At 56.2% G+C, this 21,771-nt stretch carries 21 protein-coding genes and 1 pseudogene; 18 read left to right on the top strand and 4 right to left on the bottom strand.

Going from position 1 to position 21,771, the window contains the following annotated elements; genetic code table 11:
* From JCM12296_RS03315 to JCM12296_RS03360, 11 genes and pseudogenes are all read left to right on the top strand, one after another.
* Positions 1 to 1,102 (top strand): type VI secretion system contractile sheath domain-containing protein (locus tag JCM12296_RS03315; RefSeq protein ID WP_172683753.1); only part of this gene is annotated, 1,102 nt, incomplete at its 5' end.
* 356 nt (positions 1,103 to 1,458) lie between these two features.
* The gene (locus tag JCM12296_RS03320) at positions 1,459 to 3,636 is read left to right on the top strand and encodes a type VI secretion system Vgr family protein (RefSeq protein WP_054689813.1); all 2,178 of its coding nucleotides are present in this window, start codon (positions 1,459 to 1,461) and stop codon (positions 3,634 to 3,636) included.
* Between the two features lies 1 nt (position 3,637).
* Entirely contained in the window at positions 3,638 to 4,141 is a 504-nt protein-coding gene (locus JCM12296_RS03325) for a DUF6484 domain-containing protein (protein ID WP_054689815.1), read from the top strand.
* A 185-nt stretch (positions 4,142 to 4,326) separates the two neighbouring features.
* Positions 4,327 to 4,626 (top strand): hypothetical protein, encoded by a 300-nt coding sequence (locus tag JCM12296_RS43345; protein WP_246803950.1) that lies wholly within the window; start codon positions 4,327 to 4,329, stop codon positions 4,624 to 4,626.
* Positions 4,524 to 5,434, top strand: a pseudogene (locus JCM12296_RS41300) (DUF2169 family type VI secretion system accessory protein). Before JCM12296_RS43345 ends, JCM12296_RS41300 begins: the two are co-directional and overlap by 103 nt.
* Positions 5,435 to 5,626: a hypothetical protein gene (locus JCM12296_RS41305; RefSeq protein WP_218187952.1), complete on the top strand. Its 192-nt coding sequence runs from the start codon at positions 5,435 to 5,437 to the stop codon at positions 5,624 to 5,626.
* Positions 5,627 to 5,880: 254 nt separating this feature from the next.
* Positions 5,881 to 7,464, top strand: a complete 1,584-nt coding sequence (locus JCM12296_RS41310; protein WP_218187953.1) for a PAAR-like domain-containing protein — start codon at positions 5,881 to 5,883, stop codon at positions 7,462 to 7,464.
* Positions 7,465 to 7,475: 11 nt separating this feature from the next.
* Positions 7,476 to 8,393, top strand: a complete 918-nt coding sequence (locus JCM12296_RS03345) for a hypothetical protein (RefSeq protein ID WP_054689818.1) — start codon at positions 7,476 to 7,478, stop codon at positions 8,391 to 8,393.
* A gap of 65 nt (positions 8,394 to 8,458) precedes the next feature.
* Entirely contained in the window at positions 8,459 to 9,754 is a 1,296-nt protein-coding gene (locus JCM12296_RS03350; protein WP_054689821.1) for a TIGR02270 family protein, read from the top strand.
* A 2-nt stretch (positions 9,755 to 9,756) separates the two neighbouring features.
* On the top strand, positions 9,757 to 10,260 hold the full coding sequence (locus tag JCM12296_RS03355; protein WP_054689825.1) for an FHA domain-containing protein: 504 nt from the start codon (positions 9,757 to 9,759) through the stop codon (positions 10,258 to 10,260).
* Positions 10,239 to 11,243, top strand: a complete 1,005-nt coding sequence (locus JCM12296_RS03360) for a lytic transglycosylase domain-containing protein (RefSeq protein WP_054689828.1) — start codon at positions 10,239 to 10,241, stop codon at positions 11,241 to 11,243. The genes JCM12296_RS03355 and JCM12296_RS03360 overlap by 22 nt, the downstream gene beginning before the upstream one ends.
* A gap of 55 nt (positions 11,244 to 11,298) precedes the next feature.
* Here JCM12296_RS03360 and JCM12296_RS03365 read toward each other — a convergent pair whose 3' ends face one another.
* The 3 genes from JCM12296_RS03365 to JCM12296_RS03375 all read right to left on the bottom strand — a co-directional run bounded on the left by JCM12296_RS03365 (position 11,299) and on the right by JCM12296_RS03375 (position 14,845).
* A complete protein-coding gene (locus tag JCM12296_RS03365; protein WP_054689831.1) occupies positions 11,299 to 12,231 on the bottom strand; it encodes an FHA domain-containing protein in 933 nt (310 codons plus the stop codon).
* Positions 12,232 to 12,351: 120 nt separating this feature from the next.
* Positions 12,352 to 13,779, bottom strand: a complete 1,428-nt coding sequence (locus JCM12296_RS03370; RefSeq protein ID WP_054689834.1) for a LysM peptidoglycan-binding domain-containing protein — start codon at positions 13,777 to 13,779, stop codon at positions 12,352 to 12,354.
* A gap of 52 nt (positions 13,780 to 13,831) precedes the next feature.
* Positions 13,832 to 14,845, bottom strand: a complete 1,014-nt coding sequence (locus JCM12296_RS03375) for a polysaccharide deacetylase family protein (RefSeq protein ID WP_054689837.1) — start codon at positions 14,843 to 14,845, stop codon at positions 13,832 to 13,834.
* A 543-nt stretch (positions 14,846 to 15,388) separates the two neighbouring features.
* Here JCM12296_RS03375 and JCM12296_RS03380 point away from each other — a divergent pair.
* Genes JCM12296_RS03380 through JCM12296_RS35820 form a run of 5 tightly spaced genes read left to right on the top strand, consistent with a single transcriptional unit; the run spans position 15,389 to position 20,017 of the window.
* A complete protein-coding gene (locus JCM12296_RS03380; RefSeq protein WP_054689840.1) occupies positions 15,389 to 16,318 on the top strand; it encodes a hypothetical protein in 930 nt (309 codons plus the stop codon).
* 1 nt (position 16,319) lies between these two features.
* Positions 16,320 to 17,984 carry a serine/threonine protein kinase gene (locus JCM12296_RS03385; RefSeq protein ID WP_054689845.1) on the top strand — a complete coding sequence of 555 codons (1,665 nt, stop codon included), beginning with the start codon at positions 16,320 to 16,322 and terminating at the stop codon, positions 17,982 to 17,984.
* 48 nt (positions 17,985 to 18,032) lie between these two features.
* On the top strand, positions 18,033 to 18,773 hold the full coding sequence (locus JCM12296_RS03390) for a Stp1/IreP family PP2C-type Ser/Thr phosphatase (protein ID WP_213181822.1): 741 nt from the start codon (positions 18,033 to 18,035) through the stop codon (positions 18,771 to 18,773).
* Between the two features lie 39 nt (positions 18,774 to 18,812).
* Positions 18,813 to 19,817: a serine/threonine protein kinase gene (locus tag JCM12296_RS03395; protein ID WP_083455783.1), complete on the top strand. Its 1,005-nt coding sequence runs from the start codon at positions 18,813 to 18,815 to the stop codon at positions 19,815 to 19,817.
* Positions 19,818 to 19,846: 29 nt separating this feature from the next.
* Entirely contained in the window at positions 19,847 to 20,017 is a 171-nt protein-coding gene (locus JCM12296_RS35820; protein ID WP_172683754.1) for a PEGA domain-containing protein, read from the top strand.
* A 112-nt stretch (positions 20,018 to 20,129) separates the two neighbouring features.
* Here JCM12296_RS35820 and JCM12296_RS03400 read toward each other — a convergent pair whose 3' ends face one another.
* The gene (locus tag JCM12296_RS03400) at positions 20,130 to 20,366 is read right to left on the bottom strand and encodes a hypothetical protein (RefSeq protein ID WP_054689852.1); all 237 of its coding nucleotides are present in this window, start codon (positions 20,364 to 20,366) and stop codon (positions 20,130 to 20,132) included.
* A 25-nt stretch (positions 20,367 to 20,391) separates the two neighbouring features.
* Here JCM12296_RS03400 and JCM12296_RS03405 point away from each other — a divergent pair, with 25 nt between their 5' ends.
* Positions 20,392 to 20,814 (top strand): hypothetical protein, encoded by a 423-nt coding sequence (locus tag JCM12296_RS03405; RefSeq protein WP_054689856.1) that lies wholly within the window; start codon positions 20,392 to 20,394, stop codon positions 20,812 to 20,814.
* 47 nt (positions 20,815 to 20,861) lie between these two features.
* Positions 20,862 to 21,656: an HDOD domain-containing protein gene (locus tag JCM12296_RS03410; RefSeq protein WP_157067344.1), complete on the top strand. Its 795-nt coding sequence runs from the start codon at positions 20,862 to 20,864 to the stop codon at positions 21,654 to 21,656.
* The last annotated feature ends 115 nt before the right edge of the window (positions 21,657 to 21,771 follow it).

Consider the following 21,771-nt stretch of genomic DNA (forward strand, 5'->3'; position numbering starts at 1 on the left):
CGGCCCCGGCGACGCCCACCCCGGCCTCGGCCGGCAGCGGCCTGTTGGATCAGATCCTCGATGCCGGCACGCGTTGCCGGAAAAGGCCCCTGAATCCGGGCCGATATCCGACTGGGACCGTTTTCTCGATCAGGTGGTCGGCCCCTACCTGGTACCGGATATCGAAAAAGAGCAGGAGAAAATGGTTGCCGGGGTGGATCGCGCCATTGCCGGGATGATGAATGCGATCCTGCACCACCCCGATTTTCATAACCTGGAAGCCCGTTGGCGGGGATTGCGGTGGATCGTGCGTCGCCTGGAGACCGGCGAGCAGCTCCAGATCGATCTGTTGGATCTGACCCGGGCTGAATTTTCCGCCAGCCTTACCGGTAACGACGATCTGGCCGATACATCGATTTACAAAAAGCTGGCCACCGCTGGAGCGGCCGAAGGCGGCCAAACACCCTGGTCGCTGATGCTCGGCCTGTACGATTTTGCCAAGACCCGCGCCGACGCCGTGATCCTGGCCCGTGCCGGCGCTCTGGGACAGGCGCTGAACGCCGCCTTTGTCGCCGCCGCCGACGGTTCGGTCATCCATTGCCGCAACCTTGCCGAAGCACCGGACCCGGCGGACTGGACCGCTACGGCGACCGGGACCGATGCGCAGGCCTGGCAGGTGATGCGTGGATTATCCGAGGCGGCCTGGGTCGGGTTGGCCATGCCGCGTTTTCTCATCCGGCTGCCCTATGGCGTGGACACCGATCCGGTGGACGCCTTCGATTTCGAGGAAATGCCGGAAACGCCGATTCACGAAAACTATCTTTGGGCGCACCCGGCGTTTGCCGTGGCACTGGTCATGGGGCGCAGTTTCGCCCAATCCGGATGGCATTTCATGCACCACCTGGAAAACCACATCGCGGGCTTGCCGCTGCATGTTTACACCAGCGACGGTGAAAGGACATTATCCCCTTGCTGTGAGGTGCCGCTGGGCGAGCGGGCCCTGCAGCAAATGATCGCATCCGGCGTCCTGCCCCTGATCGGCCTGCAGGGGCGGGATCAGGCGGTGCTGCCCAGGTTGAGGTCGCTGGCTATGTCCGATACGCCTTTGGCCGGGCCGTGGTGATGCCTTCGCCGGCGCCGGCGGGGAGACTCTTGAAATGGGCGCCGAGAGATTCCTCAATGAACGGATAACTACCCGATGTTTCAATAAATGGCCAAAGGCTGAGGTTGACAAGAAAAGGGACGCCTGCTACATTGAGACTCAATTTTGCAATTCCACCGTTAACTGCTTTTATCCCCGTCGGGTGCGGGTAACCGAGGCAAAAAAGCAGTTGCCTGTCTTTTGGGGAACCGTTTTCCGACCGCAATCCATCCCGGTACACGCCGGTGATGGGTTTTTGCCAACTGTTCAATAAAAACGACCGATCCTGGTCAGCGTTTCCGGACGAAAAACCTTTCCGGAACAGTCGAGGACCTTTCATGAGCATCGCACCGGACAATCGTTTTATCACCGTTGAAACGCCCTTTGGCCCTGATGTTCTGGCCATCATCGGGTATCATGGGGGCGAAACCATTTCAGAGGGGTTCCGCTTCGAACTGGATCTGTTCAGCGAGGATCCCGATTTGGCGTTCGAGGAAATCGTTGGCAAACGGATCACCATCATCGTCTCCATGCGGGATGACCGGACACGCTATATCAACGGTATTGTGGCGTCCTTCGAGCATGGCCATCGGACCACGGAAAAGGAACAGGGGCTCGGCGGGCATGCATTCTACCATGCCACCATCGTGCCCTGGTCCTGGATGCTTGGCATGTGGACCAATAACCGCATCTTCCAGGAAAAGACCGTCAAGGAGATTGTCGATCAGGTCTTTGCCGATCGGGGGTTCATTGACCGCGAATGGAAGCTTGGCCAAACGCTGAATAAGCGAACCTATTGTGTGCAATACGACGAGACGGACCTCAACTTTGTCTCGCGACTGCTGGAGGAAGAGGGGATTCATTACTATTTTCGCCACGAGAAGAGCCGCCATGTGATGGTCCTGTCCGACGCTTCCGATAAAAGCGATGCCTGCGAGGGCCATGAAACGGCCCGGTTTCACGCCAGCCGCACGGAATTGTTGGATGAAGATTTCATCGAGCAATTGACCTGCGCACGCAACATCACCCCCACCCAGTATACCCTGACCGACTATAATTTCGAATCCCCCAATGCCAATTTGCTGGTCAGCACCAACACCCAGAAGGACCAGACCCATGCCGTGGACGGGCAGCGTGAGATCTATGCCTATCCGGGGAATTACATGGAGTACAACGACGGCGAACGCTATGGCAAGCTGCGCATGGAGGCCGAGGAAGTGGGGATCACGGCCATCAAGGGCGCAAGCCTGTGCCGGGGGTTTTGCGCCGGATACCAATTCCAGCTGGACGGTTACGGTCGCAGCGAGATGAACGGGATGAATTTACTGCTGGTATCGGTGGACCACCGGGCCCGGCAGGGATGGGAGGAACTCGGGGATGCCTATGACCAGGAATACCGTAATACGTTTACCTGCATCCCTGCCGACGTGCCCTTCCGGCCACCGCAAAGGAGCCGCAGGCCACGCATCAGGGGGGTTCAGACCGCCGTCGTGGTTGGCCCTTCGGGTGAGGAAATCAATACCGATGAACATGGCCGCATCAAGGTGCAGTTTCACTGGGACCGGGAGGGCAAACGGGACGACAAGAGCTCCTGCTGGATCCGCGTGAGCCAGACCTGGGCCGCCGGCAGTTGGGGGGCGGTGTTCATCCCGCGCATCGGGCAAGAGGTGATCGTCGAATTCATCGAAGGCGATCCGGACCGGCCGATCATTACCGGATGTGTCTACAATGGCAATAACAAGCCGCCCTATGGGCTGCCGGCCGAAAAGACCAAGAGCACGATCAAGTCCAACTCCTCAAAGGGGGGCGGTGGTTACAACGAGTTTCGCTTCGAGGACAAGAAGGGCGAAGAGGAGGTCTATCTCCAGGGTGAGAAGGACTGGAACATCCTGATCAAGAACAACAAGGGCCAGACCATCGGGAACGATGAAACCATGAGTGTCGGCCACGACCGCACCAAAACGGTGGGCAACAACCAAAGCGAGACGATCGGTGTCAACAAGACCATCTCCGTGGGCAGCAACCATTCCGAGGCTGTGGGCTCCAATATGTCCCAGACCGTCGGGGTCAACAAGGCCGAAACCATTGGGGCGGCCAAGGAGCTGACCATTGGCGCCGCCTACCAGGTCTCGGTCGGCGCGGCCATGAACGAAACCGTTGGGGCGGCCAAGGCCGAAGAGATCGGCGCGGCCAAATCGGTCCTCGTCGGTAAGGACAGCAGTGAATCCATTGGCAGTAACAAGTCCGTGGACGCCGCCAAGGATATTTCCGAGTCGGCGGGCAAGAACATCACCATCAACTCGGGAGAAAAGATGTCCCTGACGGCCGGCGACGATTTTTCGTTGGCGGGCAAGAAGAAGGGCGTGATCGATATAAAGGATCAGTTGACCATCAAGGTCGGCAAGGCCACGATCACCCTGAAGAAGAACGGTGACATCACGCTCTCGGGGGCGAAGATCAACATCAAGGGCTCCGGTAACATCACCATCAAGGGGTCCAAGATACTGGAGAACTGATATGGCAGGGTCGGTAGCGGAAAAAGTCAGTCCCTTGGGGCGCGTGCCGCAGATTAGCGGCATCAAAACCGGAACGATCGATCGCATCGATGAAACGGGATCCGTCTGGGTGGACTTTCCCGGAAATTTGACCGGGGGGCCGGTGAAGGCCCGTCTGACCGCCGGCGTGGTCGGGCACCTGCACACGGCCGACAGGGATAACCTGCCGCCGGTGATGCTGGCCTTTGAGGAGAATGATCCCGGACGGCCGTTGATCGTGGACCTGATCTGCGACACGCTGGCAGCGCCGCCGCCGGCAATCGGTGTCCGGCGCAACGATCTGGACGAGGTGCGTATCGACGGCGAGACGGTGACCTTTGATGCCAATAAAGAGATTGTCCTGCGCTGTGGCAAGGCCAGTATCACCTTGACCCGCGCCGGCAAGGTGCTGATTCGCGGCGCGTATCTGCTCAACCGGTCATCGGGGGTGAATCGGATCAAGGGCGGGTCGGTGCAGATCAACTAGTGCCCATCCGGAAATGGCCAATTTGTCCGATATCTGCGTTGCCCGAAAAATTTTATCCTCGGAATATCAACCATATGCCTCCGGTAAAATTTTTCGGGCGCCTTGATCTCGACCCAATTTGCCTATTTCTGGATGGGCACTGACTAAAAGATTATTTCCGTATAGGGACGGACCGGAGCAAAACGATGCGGCTGGACAATGTCACGGACATGGTGGCGGGATATACGATGGGCATGAAACCCGACGGCCGGGAACTGTTGGTGGTCTGCGTCAAGGCGACCTACGATTTCCCGAATAGCGGCGAGGTGCCCCGATTGTCCAAGAATCAGCTGCCGTTGGTGCAGGCCGACACCTTTACCGGAGATCCCGCCTGTCGGCACCCCTGGTTGAAAGCGACTACGCCTACTTCAAGCCTCGTTGCGATATCCTGCTCAACGGTGCGGCCCATGCTCCCCATCGCCAACCGGTGCGCAGGGTGCCGGTGAGTCTGCAATTCGGCAGCATGCAAAAATCCTTTGTGGTCGTGGGGGATCGCTTTTGGCAAAATGGCCTGCTATCCCTTGGAACGACTCCGCCGCGTCCATTTATTACCCTGCCGATTACCTATGACCGTGCTTTCGGTGGGGTGGATCGCATTCCTGCGGATCCTGCAAAACACGTTGCCATGATGGAAAATCCCGTGGGCGTGGGGTTCCACCAGCATCTGGATTCCCGTTTGATCGACGGGAACCCCCTGCCCAACACCGAGGCGGTCAATCAGCCGATTAAAAACCCAACGGCGAATACCGTCCCATGTCCTTCGGGCCCATCGGCCGCGGGTGGCAGCCGCGCGCGGCCCTGGCCGGTACTTATGACCAGGAATGGCTGGACAACGTCTTCCCCTTCCTGCCGGCCGATTTTGACGAAGCCTATTTCCAGGCCGCACCCGTCGATCAACAGGTGCCTTATCCAACTGGTGGCGAGCCGGTGGCACTGATGAACCTGACCGACCAGGAACGGTTTTGGTTTCCTTTCCCCAAGGTCAATGCGATGGTCTGGTTTTTCCGCAAAAATGGCGAGGAGGCCGAAAACCTGGCCGTGGTGGATACCGTGGTGATCGAGCCGGAATTGAAGCGCTTCAGCGTCACCTGCCGGACCGCGTTGCCCCTCAAGCGTAACATGCTGGAAATGGAACTGGTGGTTGTGGGACGTGATCCTCATGACTTGGAACGCGCTCGATCGCGTGAGGAACCGGTTTTCCCGCTGATCGATATGGACAATGAGGACGACGATGAAGCCCAGGAGGACCGCTAAATGGTTGCCGTCGCGGTGGATGCCTGTGGAATGGTGTCATCGGTCGGACTCAGCGCGCCGGCCGCCTGCGCGGCGGTTCGTTGCGGCTTGACCAACGTTTCCGAGACGCGCTTCATGGACGGCACCGGTAACTGGATCATGGCGGCCCAGGTGCCTCTGGAAGAGCCTGGCGGGGGCGTACCAAACTGCTGAAAATGGCTGCTGGTGCCATCCGCGAATGTATCCTGGATTTGAAGCCGACCGATCTGGCCCATACGGCCCTTTTGCTCTGCGTGGCGGAAAGGGAACGGCCGGGGAGAACCGCTGGCATCGACAACCTGCTACTGGCCGAGGTTCAGGAAGACCTGGGTGTCCAATTCCATTCTTCCTCTACCCTGATTGCCGAGGGCAAAGTCGGCGGTGCCAGTGCTATCCAGACGGCCATCGACCTCTTGACTCGCGCCGGAATGCGCTACTGCATTGTTGCCGGGACGGACAGTTACCTGACCGCCGGTACGCTAAGCGGGCTGGAAGAGAATCAGCGTCTTCTCACCGACAGCAATTCCGACGGCTTCATTCCCGGCGAGGCCGCCGCTGCTGTACGATTGGCCTTGAAGGCCAATGCCCCCACTGCCCCTGTCACCATCACCGGCATCGGGTTTGGCAGTGAGAAGGCAACCATTGTTTCGGAGGAACCGTTGCGAGCGGACGGTATGGTTGCCGCCATCAAAAGTGCCCTCGCCATGGCCGGATGCGACATGGGTGCGCTGGATTTTCGTATCTGCGACCTAAGCGGCGAACAGTATGGTTTCAAGGAAGCGGCCCTGGCGCTGACCCGTCTGCTGCGGGTCAGGAAAGAAGAATTCGATATCTGGCATCCGGCTGAATGTATTGGCGAGACCGGTGCGGCCATCGTGCCCGTGGTGCTGTGCGTGGCTGCTGCTGCCTTAAAAAAAGCTACGCCAAAGGAAACGGTATTCTCTGCCATTTTGCAAACGATGCCTCCCAACGGGCCGCCATCATCGTCAACCGGAGCTGAAAGGAACGGATTAATGGGAAATAATGTCTTCGCCAACGGCAGGGAGATTTCCTGCAAAGCCGCTGACGGCAAGGCGCTGGCCGCTTTCCCCGATGTCTGTTTCACCCCGCCGCAAACACCGGCCACTCCACCAGGCGTGCCGATTCCTTACCCGAACAATGCCTTTGCTTCGGATGCGACCAAGGGCAGCAAGAAGGTCAAGATCTCGGGCAAGGAAGTGATGCTCAAAAATAAGTCCTACTTTAAAACATCCTCCGGCGATGAAGCCGGTTCTGCGCCGAAAAAAGGCGTCGTTACCAGTAAGACCAAAGGGAAGGCTTTTTTCACCGTATGGTCCATGGATGTCAAGGTTGAGGGACAAAATGTCGTTCGGCACTTAGATCTGACGACGCATAATCATGGCTCCTTTCCATCAAATACGACGCCCTGGCCATATGCGGACAGCATGGCTTTCGCCGCAGGCGGCCCATGCGCCGGAATCAGTCAGGATTTTAAATTGGTGCCTTACAAAAGCAAAGATGAATCCGGTGAAAAAACACTTAGTTGCGGTCGAAAAAGTCCACCGATGACGGGGCATCATCTTATCCCGGGAAGATGTCTGCGAACCCGGACAACCGCGGGGGGGAACCCGGCTTATGCAAAAGGCTGCAGCCATGACAATGCTCCGTGCGTATGCGTCAACAATGAAAACCAGTATGATGGGACCCACCGGGATTGTCATTCGGTATTCGATCCCATCGAATATGGTGAAGCTCAAAAATCCCCGAAGGGGAAAATGACCTATAAAAAGGCCAGAGACGCTGCGGCGAAATCTGCTGCCGGGGTGAATGGTGGAAAGGAACCCACACAAAAGCAACAGGATTGCATCAAGGCGCAACTGGACAACTATTATAAAAATTGCCTGAAGAACAAAGATGGTTCCATTAGTCAAAATGCCCAACTCAATGCTCAGGAAGATCGGGCGGGGCTGGTACTTGATAAGCTGGATTCGGCCGGTAACGTTGGGTTCTAAGGAGCATTTTTATGAAAAAAAAGAGAAAACTGGGAGCACTCTATTTTACCGGTCTGGATATTGTAGACGATGATATTGTCGTCCTTACCGGTCATTACTACGCCCTGGAAAATACGGACGACGAGCGAACGGCATTTCTTTCTTTCAACAAAGGTGTTTGGGGGAGCCTAAACGTATCGGGTATTTCGCATGCCATACGATTCAAGCCAGGATCGAAGACGATCAAGAGAGAATGCCTTCTTCTTGAACGAAATCGTGGGTTGTACCGTATCGCCACGGCAACGGATGTGAAATTTGAAAGAATTGCCGAGAAAAGGGACGGCTTCTTGATGGATCTGCGGCAGATCGCAGGCCATTGGTATGCAGTTGGCGGACATCATCAAGTCCATGTGGAACAGAACGGCCATTGGACGCCTTTCGATAACGGCATTTACGTTCCCGGTGAAGCGGGCGAAGCCAAAATCCTTCTTGGCATTGATGGCCTTTCGCAGGATGACATATATGCCGTTGGTTTGAATGGCGTGATTTTTCATTATGACGGCGTCTCGTGGAAGCTGATGGATTCACCCACCAACCTCGGTCTGCAGCGGGTTCTTTGTATAAACAAAGACGAAGTCTATCTTTGTGGAAATGGAAACGGCCTTTACAGAGGATCCAAGAATACGTGGGTACCGCTTACCGATCCGGATAAATCCGTTACCTTTTGGGATATGGAAAGTTTTCAAGGGGAGGTGTATGCGTGCACCAAGGAGGCATTGTTTAAAATAAAAAACGATCAGCTGTCAAAGGTCGATATACCATTGGACGGTCCACTGGCTTTCTATCGCATGGCATCGAATAAGTCTCAGTTGTGGGCCTGCGGCAACGAATGCCTTTTGAGATATGATGGTAAGCGTTGGAAACAATATGCTTTTATCGACAACCAATAAATGATAGGGGTGACAATCCCATATCAATGATATGAGAAGTTCCATTTCGAAAGTGAAGAAGAAAGATGCCCACCATTCGAATGATCATTGAACAGCATGCCGAGGAGGTGGCCTTCAACTGGATCCTTCGTAATGGTGCCGTATCTGAACCCCATTACGATCTGTCCGATCTGGCCCATCTGGACGGCAGCGTCGAAGCCAACCTGGATGGCCTACGCATTGCCGGCGCGGATGGATGGGAGATCTGCCAAGCGGCCATGGCGCTTGAGGAGGCGGGGGAGATCTTTACCGCCGGCGTAATGGCCTTCGAATCCCTGGACCCCGATCGCATGGACAGCATGCTGGCGGCCGTGGAGATGGAGACCGATCTCCAGCGCGCCCTGGTTTCCGCCCTGGGTTGGATCGACTTCGACCGCATTGCCGAGCCGGCCCGTCGGCTCATGGAGGCCGATTTGCCCTTTTTACGGCTCATCGGCTTGGGTGCTTTCGGCGTACACCGCCAACCGCCCGGTCCCTTGCTGGCCCGCCTGGTCCAGGATCCGGATGAAACAGTAAGGGCCAGGGCGCTCAAGGCCGTCGGCGAACTCGGTCGTAGCGAACTTCTCGCCTTGCTGGCCGACCACCTGAAGGATGAGGACGCGAAGTGCCGTTTTTATGCCGCCTGGTCGGCCACGCTGCTGAACGACCCGTCAGGCTTGCGGGCTTTGCAGGCCCTTGCCGAAAGCGCGAGCCCCTATGCCGCCGAGGCGTGTCTTATCGCCGTCCGCAGCCTGCCGATCCAGGATGCCGCCCGCTGGCTGGAACGGATATGGCGGCAACCGCACAAGCGGCATCAACGGATGGCCGCGATGGGTGCGATGGGTGATCCGGCGGGCATTCCATTTTTGCTCGAACAGATGCACATCCCGGATCTGGCCAGGCCGGCCGGAGAGGCGTTTTCCATGATAACCGGGGTGGACCTGGCCTTTGACGACCTGGAGACGGATGCGCCGGAAGGGTTTGCGGCGGGGCCTACGGAAGATCCGGCCGACGAGAACGTGGCCATGGACCCGGATGAGGATCTGCCCTGGCCGGCCCCGGATTTGATTGAAGCATGGTGGGCTGCGAACAAGGGGCAATTCACAGCAGGCACCCGCTATTTTCTGGGACGTCCGATGACCGATGAGGCCCTTCAGGCTGCCCTTAAGACCGCTTACCAGCGCCAGCGTATCGCTGCCGCCATGGAATTGGCCATCCGTCATCCCGGCAGGCCGCTGTTCGCCTGGCGGGCGCCGGGATACCGACAGAAAAAATCCTCGGTGTGGGGTAGGGGGCTCCCCGACCGGACGTCGAGACCCATGGAACCATTGAGCCGACCGTGACCATGAACGCATCCGCACCTGCTGTCCTGCGCATCACCCTTGCCCAGGGAACATCCCTCGAATTCAACCAACCCTTTACCATCGGCCGCCATTCGGCGTGCGCGGTCTGTATTCCGGAGAGCGTGGTCAGCCGCCGGCACGCCGATGTTTTCTGGGAAGAGGGGCAATGGTGGATCCAGGATCGGCAGAGTGCCAATGGCATTTTTATCGACGGCCAGCGCATCGAACGGGCGGTGCTTTTTGGCACCGGACAGATCCGCCTGGGCGCCGCCGGGCCGCTGCTGGCCTTCGACGTGTTGCGCGCCGAAGTGACTCCGGTAATGCCAGTACCACCGGATCCCCCCAAAAGGCCTGAAAGCCCGGCCACGACGCATGCCACAACCGTTCAGCTCGACCTGGACCATTACAAGGAACACTATTTCGGCAAAACCCTTGACCAGACCGCCGGTGAACACACGATCATGGTCCGCCGGGCCTTTGCGAGGTGCAGAAGCGCCAGCGCCTGACCTATGGTGTCATCATCGGTGTCGTGGTCATGCTATTAATCGTCACCGGGGCCGTTGCCTGGTATAAACACAGCCAAATCACGGCCCAGCGCAAACTGGCCGCCGAAATTTTTTATACCATGCGCGGCCTTGAGATCGACCTGATCAAACTGCGCATGGACGCCGAGCAGCGCAAGTCCGAGGCCGCCGGCAAGCAGATCCGCGAGGCCAAGGCGCGCAAGCAGAAGCTCGAGGAGAGCTATGGCCGGTATGTGGACAGCCTCGGCATCTATGGCGAGGGGTTGAGCGAGCAGGAAAAGACCATCATGCGCATGGCCCACCGCTTCGGCGAATGCGAGATCAACATGCCCAAGGGGTTCGTGGCCGAGGTTTCCGAATACATCCAGAAATGGAAGTCCAGCAAGCGATTCCCACGGGTCATTCATCGGGCCATCGAGATGGGATACATTCCCACGATTGTATCCGACTTGCGCGATGAAGACCTTCCCATTCAGTTTTTTTACCTGGCCGTACAGGAAAGCAACCTGGATCCGGATGCCGTCGGACCGGCCACCCGCTTCGGCTATGCCAAGGGCATGTGGCAGTTCATTCCCTCCACCGCAGAGAAATATGGGCTGCGCGTCGGTCCATGGAAGGACGATGGGATCATGGATCCCGAGGACGAGCGCCATGACTTCGAAAAATCGACCCGGGCCGCCGCCAGCTATCTACGGGATATTTATACCACGGATGCTCAGGCTTCGGGATTGCTGGTCATGGCGTCCTACAACTGGGGGGAGCGGCGCGTGATCAAGCTGATCCAGACCCTGCCGGAAGACCCCAGGGAACGCAACTTCTGGAAGCTGATCACCACCTATCGGGACAAAATCCCGGACGAAACCTACAATTATGTGTTCTACATCTTCACCGCCGCCGTCATCGGTGAGAATCCCCGGCTTTTCGGATTTGATTTCGACAACCCCCTGGCATCGGCGGAGCCGTAAATGGGGTGTCAAACCGTTGGGTGATGCCGGTGATTCCTGCTTCCCGTAGGAAGGATTATTTGAAAAAACTCTTGAACAGGGATTTCGATTTCTGACGGGGCACCGAGGGCGCGCTGTCGAAGTCCGGGGCGTTGGGGTCCACATCGGTCTTCTCCAGCGGCTCGGCCGTTGGGTCCTGGACTTCTGCCAGGCGTCCACCACCAAGGAACCTGAATTTGGGTCCCTGGCTGGTCAAGGCCAGTTCCGCACCCTGGGCCAGGGCCATCTGCAAGCCCACCGGTCGCCCATTGATGCAGACCATGTTTCGCCCGGTCAAGTCCTTCACGTAGTACTCTCCCTCACTGAAAAAGATCTGGACATGACGCCCGGCGAGGGCATTGTTGTCAATGACAAATTCGCATGTCGGATCGGTCCCGACGGTAACCGGTAACAGGTTGAAGGATTGCAGGGTCGGACCGTATTGAATGACCAGCGGTGCCGTGGTGCTGACGCTCGGTTCCTGCATGGCAGGACCGACGGTAAGCCTGGCGTCGGGTGGCGGTAGCGACTCCTGGGGGGGGGCTGCCGGTGCATGTGACGCGGGCGGAGCGGGAACGGATTGCGGCGATGGCGCTTGAGGGGGGGCAGGCGTGGAAAGCGCGGGCGATGCGGCCGGAATCCGGCTGGTTTCGATCTTGGTCAGAAAGCTGGCTTTGGGGCCGTTTTCGGAAAAGGTGATTACATCACCATCCCGCAGATAGACGTCGGCGATGCGTTTTCCGTTTACATAGGTGCCATTGGTGCTGGTGTCGATGATGCGAAAGCGGTTTCCCTGGCGTTCGACCCGGGCATGCCGCCGCGAGATCGTGGTCAGGTCCTTGTCAAAACGAACCTCACAGGACGGGTGCCGCCCGATTTGAACGGGAAACTGTGAAAAATCCTGAATTTGCCCTTTTAACGGGCCCTGGATGTGAATCAATTGAATGGTGATATCCGGCATCTGGGGCATGTTAACCCACCTGCAGCGCTTTTCTTTGAAAGCCCAAAAGGGCCTGTCGGGTTGAAATTGAAGTGACTATAGCCGTAAAGGGCCGGTTGGTTCAAGGGAATTTCTTCCAAGGGATGTGCGTCAATCCGACCCCCGCTTGATCATCTCCAGCCGTTCATCCAGCTGCCGGGCCTTTTTCAGGTTCTGGCTGACATCCTTGTAGCCGGGATCCACGGCGACGACTTTTTGCCATTCGGCAATGGCCTGCTTGAGTTCCTGTTTGCCAAAATAGACAATTCCCTGGTTGTAGTGGTAGGCCTTGTACGTTTCCACACTTTTTTGAATATTTTCCTGGCACGCCTGACAATCCGGGTTCACGGCCAGGGCGTTTTCAAAATTGTTTTTGGCGGCCAGGTAATCTTTTCTGTCATATAGGGTTAGCGCCTTTTGGTAATAGGCTTGAGACATCACCTGACGGATTTTTCCGTTTTCGGGATCCACCGCAGCGGCCTGCTTGAGTGTGGTGATGGCGTTGTCGAATTTTTTTTGTTGCAGGTGCGTTTGCCCCGCGGCGATTAAACCTTCGGATTCTCCGCGGCGGCATTGCTCGAGCAGCTCGCGGCATTGCTGGCAGGTTGCATCGTAATCCAGAGCCGTGGTGAGGGCGCCCTTGGCGTCCTTGAATCGGCCTGCGGACAGGTGTTGCCGTCCCACTTCCGTATAGGCGCGTGACAGATAGGACGTCGTGGTCGTGTCTTGCGGGTCGGCATCATGAACTTTCTCCAGTTCGGTGATGGCGCCCTTAAATTTGTTGGCGTTGAAAAGCGCGATGCCGGCCTTGCGGTACTCGACCATGGGATCGTCCGGCGTAGCGGGTGGCGGCATGGTGGATGGCGGTGTTGCGGGTGGTGCTGTGGGCGCCGGCGGCTCGTGCTCGGCTGGCTTTGCCACTGGCACTTGCGATCGCTCACGCGGGGCGGGCCGATCTTCGAGTCGCGGCACTTTCACATGTTGACTGATCCGCCTCAAATCTTCCAAAGAAACGCCTTCGATCACCGGAATCATGATTTTTTGCCCCACTCTGACCTGTGTGGCATCGGCCATGTTATTGAAGTTGGCAATGTGAGGGTATTTGCGGTAATCGCCATAGTATTTGATTGCCAGTTTTGAGATGCTTTCCCCGGGCGCGATCGTATGCATGATATACGCGCCGTCACCGGTTGCCGATCGGCCTTGCAGCATGGCGGCGGCATCCGTATGTTCCGGACGATAATACAGCGCCTTCATGAATTCTTTTTTGGCCAGGTCCCATTTGCCTTTGTCGCGAAATTGCAGACCGGCCCGGTAATGTGCATCGGCCAATCGCGTCAACCGGGCTTCAATGCGCACGATGGCGTCATTGACAGGCGCAAGGTGGGGGTCGATGGTTTGTGCCAACTTGTATTGCTCGAGTGCCTCGACCCAATGGTTTTGACTTTCAAACGCCTGTGCCTTTTCGATATACGTGTTGGCCTGCTGGTCGGCATCCCGGGAGACCGCTGCCTGACATCCCAGAAGAAACAGCAGCATCAGGATCCCACCAAGCGATAAGCATTTGTGTTTCATGGCAAACTCACTTTGCTCAAAATTTGGTGAACGTTTTTAGCCGGGCGCTGAACAGACCCATGTCACGTTTGAGGATCTGATCTCGCCGGACCGTAAAGGGATCGGCGAAAAACGGGTTGCTACCGCGATCTACGGTCATGCCCATTTGATAGCCGGCCTGCCGTGAAAGTGAAACAACAGCCGGGTTGCGTCGACCGAAAGGGTAAGCAAACGCGATCGTGTCCTGGTTCAACGCCTTGTCGATGATCTGTTTGGAATGGATAATTTCACGTTGTAATCGGATCATGTAAGCATGCCGGTCTTCGCCGTTTTTCGGCTTGGAAAGATCGCTGTGGGCAATGGAGTGAGAGCCGATGGTAAACCCCTCGCGCTTGAGTTCACGCAACTGATCCCAGGTGATCGCCTGGCGGGATACGCCCACGTAATCGGTGTAGATGAACAGGGTCGCGGTGAAACCGTATTTTTTCAGCAATGGATATGCCACGTCAAATGTGGATCGGTAGCCGTCATCCATGGTGATCATGACGGCTTTTTTCGGTATTGCCCGGCGATACTGCAAAAAGTCCAACAACGCGTCAGCGCCAATAACGCGGTAACCATTTGTCTTGAGGTAGCGCAATTGGCGCTCAAAAATATCCGCGGGCATGCACAGGGACGAATCACAAGTCTTGGCAAAGCGGTGATAGCACAGGATCGGGACCGATTGATAGCCGTTTTCGCCGATGCCGGCACGATTGGCGATCGTCAATGGAACCACCACAAGCTGCTGCGGCGTGAATGCCGCCTTTGGGTTGGCGTCCTCGATCATCCAGGCCAGCCCTGCATCCCCCAAGTATTTGGCTGCCAACATGGCGGGGGTCTCGCCCGGTTGAAAGCGATGCAGGACCCGTTCGGATGATCGATAGACCGTGGAACCCGGCAGCGGTCCGATGCCCACCGGGCCGGCACAACCGGCAAGAACGGCCATACCGATCAGGGCGAGCGATACACCGCGGTAAGCGCGGCCGTAATGTGAGCCGTACAGGGCCATCTTCGTTGCTCCGGAATCAGTCGAGGCGATCGGCAAGCACCAAGACAATCTTGATGGATTCGTAAAAAGCCCGATATCGGCGTTACGCGTATCCTTCGTCATTGCGGAGTACGCTAAGTACACCTCATTCCTCAGGATTCGCAAGCCTTGATCTCGGGCTTTTTACGAATCCATCGGAAATGCGACTTTTTACGCGTTCATCAATCATATAAAAAGACGCGCGTTGTTTTATCTTTCAAGAATATCTTTACTTTATCTATCATAGGGTGCGGTCGAATTCAATAGCGGCAATAGGTATCCGGGCTACCGCCATGACATCCGCACAGCCGGACAGGGACTTGTCGCAATCCCTTTTGGGACAAGATAAGATCCTTGACAATCCATTGGTATTATTGTAATTTTAATCAAAACGGGGAAAATTGAGCCATTTTATGGGATTCAGGAGGAAGACGGGAGTGGTCATTCCTGCGGACGCTCCCGCAATGATTCCGGACAACAACCGCCCCTCCAACGGATCACTTGGAAGTGAAAAGGAGCTTCGACGTGAGCAACCGGCCTCACCCCGGCGTCATCCATAAAAGCCGGTGGTTCACCTGCCTGTTGGTGTGGTGGGTCATCGCTGTTCTGGTTTACTTCCTGCTTGCCGCAAAAGCAGACCGGTTGACCCAGCGGGTCATCGCCTCCGGCATCCAAACGGTTGGGACCTATGCCGGGAAAGCCGCGTTACCCCTGCTCGAACATGACATCCAGGCGCTCACCCGATTGGCCCAGGAGCTTGGCCGTCTCCATGGGGTGCTCAATGTGTTCATCATCGATCATAAGTATAAAATCATCACCTTCGCTGATGTCGACCGGTTGCTGCCAATGCCATCCGCATCGGTGGATCGACAGGATAACGTCACTTACCGGCCCTGTCGTCTGCTGGACGGGACCTCGGCGATCTGTTTCTCCGCGGATATCCTTTACGCGGATACGAAGATCGGCGAAGTCCTGATGGCCAAGGATACCAACGCCGTTGGGGCTTGGCGCACGGCTTTTTTTCTCACGGCACTGGTTTCATTTCTGCTGATGGGGGGCATCCTGCTGGTAATGGATTTTCGAGGGATACGGCCGTTGGTGATGGCGACCCGCGACCAGCTGCGTGCCTGGTCCGGTGGCAGGGCGGCCGGAACGGATGGGGGGGAAATCATGGTCTGTCCGCTGTGCGGTTGCCAGAACCCATTGAACCAAACCTCTCTGGCTGACGGCAACCCACCATTCCACCCCATTGACCATTCGGCAACCCGCCGCGTCAAAACGGTGCCGGCGGAATCTACCCGCGTCGTGACCCTGAGTGAAATGTGCCTTCGCGGCGACTTGGACTGGCTGCGTCGAAAAATCTATCTGCGTTGTGTTGATATCATCAAAACGTTGACCGACGCGCAAGGCCGCTCCCGAGCCCGGCACCCTGCAGAAGGCAGCAAGGAAACGTAGCATGACAGTCGGTGATAAAACCATAACAACCCTGATGTGGATAAAGCAACTCTCCACAACGACATCTCACACCATCGCCGAAAAGGTAAACACATTCATGTCCGGATCGTTGGTCAGACGCCATACGCTCATCGCCATCGCCATATGGATGCTTTTGAATCTGACGACGGTTTTTCTTTTTCAGACCCAAATCGATAACACCCGCGAGGCCTTTTACAATCGCGGTGTCAATTTGATCCTGAGGGTTGCCGGCAAGAGTGGCGCGCCGATTCTATCCTCCGATTTGCTTGAGCTGAATGTTGCCATTCGCGAAATGATGGAGATGCCGGAGACTCAGTTTGCCGCCATTACCGACCACCAGGGAAAGATCCTCGCCCACTCGGCGTCGGCCAGGATCGGGGGCGAGGTGGCGAAGCTGGATGGGGAAAGTCCCCTGGAGACGATCCGGGGGGTTCAGATCGTCTCCGGACGGTTGCGCGAGGGCATGCCGATCATTTTATTCCGCAGCGATGTCACTTACGCCGGCGTGAGGATTGGTGGCGTATCGATCGGCTGGAAGGGGCGGAACCTGGCGACCCAACTTCACGCCCTGCGTTGGAACATGTTCCTGCTGATGGGGATCAGCGCCGTCATCATCGCCGTCATCCTTTTTTTTGTGGAACGGACCATCCGTATTCGCAAGCGCAAGCAGGTGCAAGCCATGCAGGGTATGACCCGTATCGGGCCTTATGTATTGACGCGCAAAATCGCTCAGGGTGGGATGGCGGAGCTCTATCAGGCCGACTATCTGCGGGAGGATGGATTCCGCAAGACGGTGGCGGTAAAAAAGGTGCTTCCCCATCTGGCCGATAACCGCGATTTTATTGACATGTTCATCCGTGAAGCCCGCCTGGCGGCTTTGTTGCAACATCCCAACGTGGTCCAGATCGCCGATTTCGGGAAGATCCAAAATAGCTACTTTATCGCCATGGAGTATGTGGTAGGCAAGAACCTGGCCGAGATCATGGGGGCATTGAAAAAAGGACTCGCGGTGGACATGGCTGTTTTTCTGATTTTGAAAATCAGCACCGGGTTGCACTATTCCCATACCCGCAGGGATGACCGGACCGGTAAACCGCTGAACATCATCCACCGCGATATCAGTCCCCAGAATATTCTGATCTCCCTGAACGGAGAGGTCAAGCTCAGTGATTTCGGGATCTCCAAGGCCAGTTCCGAGCCCTCTCTGACCCAGGCGGGAGTGATCAAGGGCAAGCTCTCCTACCTTTCTCCCGAACAGGCCATGGGCCAGGAAGCGACCCACCAGGTCGATATCTATGCCCTCGGTTTGGTTTTTTATGAGATTCTGTCCGGTGAACGCCTGTATCGTTTCAGTAACGATATCGAGGCGATCCGGACGATCCCGAACCTGACGATTCCACCCATCATCGACCGGAGACCGGACATCCCCCAGGGTTTGAATGACATTGTCATGCGTTGTCTGGAAAAATCCACCGCAAAGCGGTATCAAACAGCAAGTGCACTGCATGAGGACCTGCTGGAACTAAAGAATCAAATGGGATTCACCTTTGATGATTCAGATATGGCATTTTTCATGCAGGCTAATTTCGGGAGCCCGGATACCGGAAGTATTGTCCAAGACCCTCATCCATCGCCGAAGGAATAAAAACAGAACGGGTCACTTGTGCCAACCGGGAGTGAAAGGTCAATTCAGGTGCTACAGAATTTACCGACGATCATGTATCATGGAATGACGGATGTCGGGAATGTCCGCAGCAATAATGAGGACGTGTTCCACATCAACGAGGCTTCTCGATATTGCCTGGTTGCCGATGGTATGGGCGGGGCTGCTGCCGGGGAAGTGGCCAGCCGGATTTTTGCCGAGACGGCCCGATCGGTTTTCGAGGGTCACGACGGATGCTCGGAGGAGAACACCATTGCGCGGGTACAGGCCACATTCAGACTGGCCAATGATAAAATCCTCAAACATGTGGAGCGCCATCCCCAGGACCACGGAATGGGTTGCACGGCCGAATTGCTGGCCTTTTCCGATGAACGTTTCATCATCGGTCATGTGGGCGATTCGCGGACCTATCGATTGAAAAACAGCCTGCTCAAACAACTGACCAAGGACCACTCGCTGGTGCAGGAACAATTGGATCAGGGCCTGATTTCACCTGAAGAAGCCCGTCGGCATGTATTGCGCAACGTCATTCTAAGGGCCGTTGGGGTCAACGACACTGTGGCGCTGGACATGCTTAAAGGTAAAAAACAGCCCGGGGATCTTTTTCTGCTGTGCAGCGACGGTTTGACGGATATGGTCGATGACCGGGCGGTTCATGACGTGCTGGCTGCCAAGGGGCAGTTGGACCAGAAAACCAGCGCGCTCATCCATTTGGCCAAAGCGGCCGGTGGTAAAGACAATGTTACGGTTGTACTGGCGGCAATCGCTTAGACGGATTTTTTAACAGCCCCTTAACCCCTGAAGTTGAATATGAAATACGGTCGATATGAAATAATTGAGGAGTTGGGAAGGGGGACCATGGGGGTGGTTTACAAAGCCCATGATCCGCAGATTGATCGAATGGTTGCCTTGAAAGTTCTCAGGGAGGATCGCGTGGTCAGTCAGGAATTCGTTGTCCGTTTTCTACGCGAGGCCAAGGCGATCGGCCGAATCACCCATCCGAATATCGTCACGGTTTACGATGTCGGCCAGGATCATGGAACGATCTACATCGCCATGGAGTATCTGGAAGGGCGTCCGCTTAACGATGTGATCAAAGGGCGACGGTTTCCGGTGGAGGAGGCGGTGAACATCTGTTCCCAGGTTGCCGAAGCGTTGGGATACGCCCACGGTCGTGGAATCACCCACCGCGACATCAAACCATCCAATATTATTTTGACACCGGACAACCGGATCAAATTGACCGATTTCGGCATTGCGCGCATTGAAGATCCCGATGCCGCCCAACAGACCCAGGCCGGTGATATCCTCGGCACACCTGTTTATATGTCACCCGAGCAGGTACTCGGCAAAACGGCTGACGGCCGGTCGGACCTTTATGCCCTGGGGGTGATCGCCTTTGAAATGGTGACCGGGCAGCGACCTTTTGATGGTGGCAATATCGCCGCCATTTTTCAATCGATCACCCATCAGGCGCCACCGGATCCCATGGCCCTTGGTGGCTGCGGCAGTCGCACGCTGGCCGACCTGATTTTACGGAGTCTTGCGAAGAAACCGGAGGATCGATTTCAGACCGGGGAAGCCATGGCCGCCGCATTGAAGCGGTGTCTGGATAGCGACAGCCACCCTTTCCCGGAAATGACCCGACGGCCGGTCAAGGCGGCTGCCTCCAAAAAACGAGTGCTTGCCGCGCTGGCCGGCGTTCTTCTCACCCTGGCGGTGGCCATGATCGGCATTCAGATGCTGCGCAAAACACCGCCGCCGCCCCCCCTAAAACACCCCCCGTGGAGGCTCCGCAATCAACCGCCAAATTAGCGATCAACAGCACCCCGGTGGGAGCACAGGTGTTCATCGATTCCCTGTTCAAGGGGAACACGCCCTTGGACGTCGCTCTTTCCCCTGGACATTACGAAGTCCGCCTGAGCCTACCAGACTACTATGAATGGGAGGCCCAGGTCGAGATCGGGGATACGGATCCGGCGCCGCTGGACGTTCGCATGGTTGCCATTAATTGATCGCGTCGCGTCGTGTTCGTTTCATACCTGCCCATCCTTCTTGACGGTCATGGCAATCGACGGGCGCGTGCCTGAAGATTATTCCCATGGTCCGAGCCTGACGAAGAGAAGATCAAAATTCCGTCACCCCGCCGCCAATTTTTTGTTTGTTTTCAATCCATGCCTTGATCCCCCCACCTGACCATCGGACCGATGGCGGTTGCCGATAGCTGGAAAAACTGTCGATAGCGACCGCTATCATTGGATATTGTTTCTGGATTGATGATAAATCGTGCAGTCGATGAACGTATTTTGAAAAATGGCAGATAAAATGCATGATCGATTTCAATCCCGTTCCCTGAATAACCATCACGTTTTTCCGATAGGAGAATTCAATGCTCGAACGCCGGAAACACAAGCGCCATCTTATGCCGCGTGGCACACTGGCGATTTTGCGAAGCGATCTGTGTGATCGACTGCGCCATCATGAAAAGATGAGTATCGGTGAGATCGCCATGGTCCTTTACAAATCCGATTCGGACTTGATCAGCGAGGTGGCCGATATCAGTTTCGGCGGAATTTCCTTCAATGGCGTATTCGAGCGGCATGGGGACATGCAAGATTGCCAGCTGGACCTATTGATGACCGAGCAGGGAATCTACATGCATAATATTCCCTATGCGCCCGTCCCCCTCCTTGCCGGGCGGAGGGGGGGCGCACAAAAAGGCATGACCCGAACCAATGCGCTTCGTTTCAAGCGACTCAATGCCAAGCAAAAAGACCAACTGCGCGAATTGCTGGATTATGCTGTCGACTGATCCAGCGGGTCAATAAAGACGTTTTTCGACTATTGGAAGAAAGCGAAATGATGACGACGATTGCCTCCATCCTTGAAGAGATCGATCAGCTGAAACCCATCTCGGATGTCGCCGGAAAAGTGCTCACCTTATTGGACGATCCTGATTGCGGCATGTCCGATCTGGCCGATATCATCCGTCATGAACCCGCTTTGACCGCCAATCTTTTGAAACTGGCCAACTCCGCTTATTTCGGGTTGCCAGGAAAAATCGAGGATGCCAAGCAGGCCATTATTTACCTTGGCATGACGCAGGTGGTGGATCTCGTTCTGCTGGTCAGCTGTGGAGAAACGTTCAAGGGGGGACACGATGGCTATGGGCTGGGTCGCGGGGCATTGTGGCAAAACGCGGTCTGCGCTGCCATTGTGGCCAACGATATTACCGAAAAAAAAGGCTTGAAATGTGCCGGTCTGACCTTTACCGGTGCGCTTTTGCGAGATATCGGCAAGATCGCCATCGATCAGTATGTCAAGTCAGCCATGCCCCAAATTGTCGAACGGGCCAATACCCAGGATACCTCTTTCATGGTCGCGGAACGCCAGGTCTTGGGGCTCGACCACGCCCAGGTGGGGGGGCTTCTGGCCAAGAAATGGAATCTCCCGCCATTGCTGCAATGCATTATCCGCTATTATCATACGCCGCTTTCGGCAGACGGTTGCTTTACCGAGGCCTCCATTGTCTATTTGGCCGATGCATCTGTCGTAAGATGGAGATCAGCCTCGGGGTGGACGACGCATCTTATCGGATCGATGAACGGATCGGGTATTCTCTGGGATTGGATGAATCCGCCATTCAGACGGTGATGAATGAATTTCAGGCGAAGATGGACAGAGTAACCACCCTTTTTCATGTGGTTTGATGTCTCCACGGGAATGCGACTTTTTTTCGACATTTGACTAAAGTAAGCCTACCGAAAAC

Source organism: Desulfosarcina cetonica JCM 12296, assembly GCF_001311845.1.
In the GTDB taxonomy this organism is placed as follows: domain Bacteria; phylum Desulfobacterota; class Desulfobacteria; order Desulfobacterales; family Desulfosarcinaceae; genus Desulfosarcina; species Desulfosarcina cetonica.

Coding starts and splice junctions, on each gene's coding strand:
- JCM12296_RS03405 (WP_054689856.1), top strand. CDS start 20,392: ATGCTCGAACGCCGGAAACACAAGCGCCATCTTATGCCGCGTGGCACA.
- JCM12296_RS03400 (WP_054689852.1), bottom strand. CDS start 20,366: ATGGTTATTCAGGGAACGGGATTGAAATCGATCATGCATTTTATCTGC.
- JCM12296_RS03345 (WP_054689818.1), top strand. CDS start 7,476: ATGAAAAAAAAGAGAAAACTGGGAGCACTCTATTTTACCGGTCTGGAT.
- JCM12296_RS03355 (WP_054689825.1), top strand. CDS start 9,757: ATGAACGCATCCGCACCTGCTGTCCTGCGCATCACCCTTGCCCAGGGA.
- JCM12296_RS03370 (WP_054689834.1), bottom strand. CDS start 13,779: ATGCTGCTGTTTCTTCTGGGATGTCAGGCAGCGGTCTCCCGGGATGCC.
- JCM12296_RS03320 (WP_054689813.1), top strand. CDS start 1,459: ATGAGCATCGCACCGGACAATCGTTTTATCACCGTTGAAACGCCCTTT.
- JCM12296_RS03375 (WP_054689837.1), bottom strand. CDS start 14,845: ATGGCCCTGTACGGCTCACATTACGGCCGCGCTTACCGCGGTGTATCG.
- JCM12296_RS03325 (WP_054689815.1), top strand. CDS start 3,638: ATGGCAGGGTCGGTAGCGGAAAAAGTCAGTCCCTTGGGGCGCGTGCCG.
- JCM12296_RS43345 (WP_246803950.1), top strand. CDS start 4,327: ATGCGGCTGGACAATGTCACGGACATGGTGGCGGGATATACGATGGGC.
- JCM12296_RS03410 (WP_157067344.1), top strand. CDS start 20,862: ATGATGACGACGATTGCCTCCATCCTTGAAGAGATCGATCAGCTGAAA.
- JCM12296_RS03385 (WP_054689845.1), top strand. CDS start 16,320: ATGACAGTCGGTGATAAAACCATAACAACCCTGATGTGGATAAAGCAA.
- JCM12296_RS03350 (WP_054689821.1), top strand. CDS start 8,459: ATGCCCACCATTCGAATGATCATTGAACAGCATGCCGAGGAGGTGGCC.
- JCM12296_RS41310 (WP_218187953.1), top strand. CDS start 5,881: ATGCGCTACTGCATTGTTGCCGGGACGGACAGTTACCTGACCGCCGGT.
- JCM12296_RS41305 (WP_218187952.1), top strand. CDS start 5,435: ATGGTTGCCGTCGCGGTGGATGCCTGTGGAATGGTGTCATCGGTCGGA.
- JCM12296_RS03395 (WP_083455783.1), top strand. CDS start 18,813: ATGAAATACGGTCGATATGAAATAATTGAGGAGTTGGGAAGGGGGACC.
- JCM12296_RS03365 (WP_054689831.1), bottom strand. CDS start 12,231: ATGCCCCAGATGCCGGATATCACCATTCAATTGATTCACATCCAGGGC.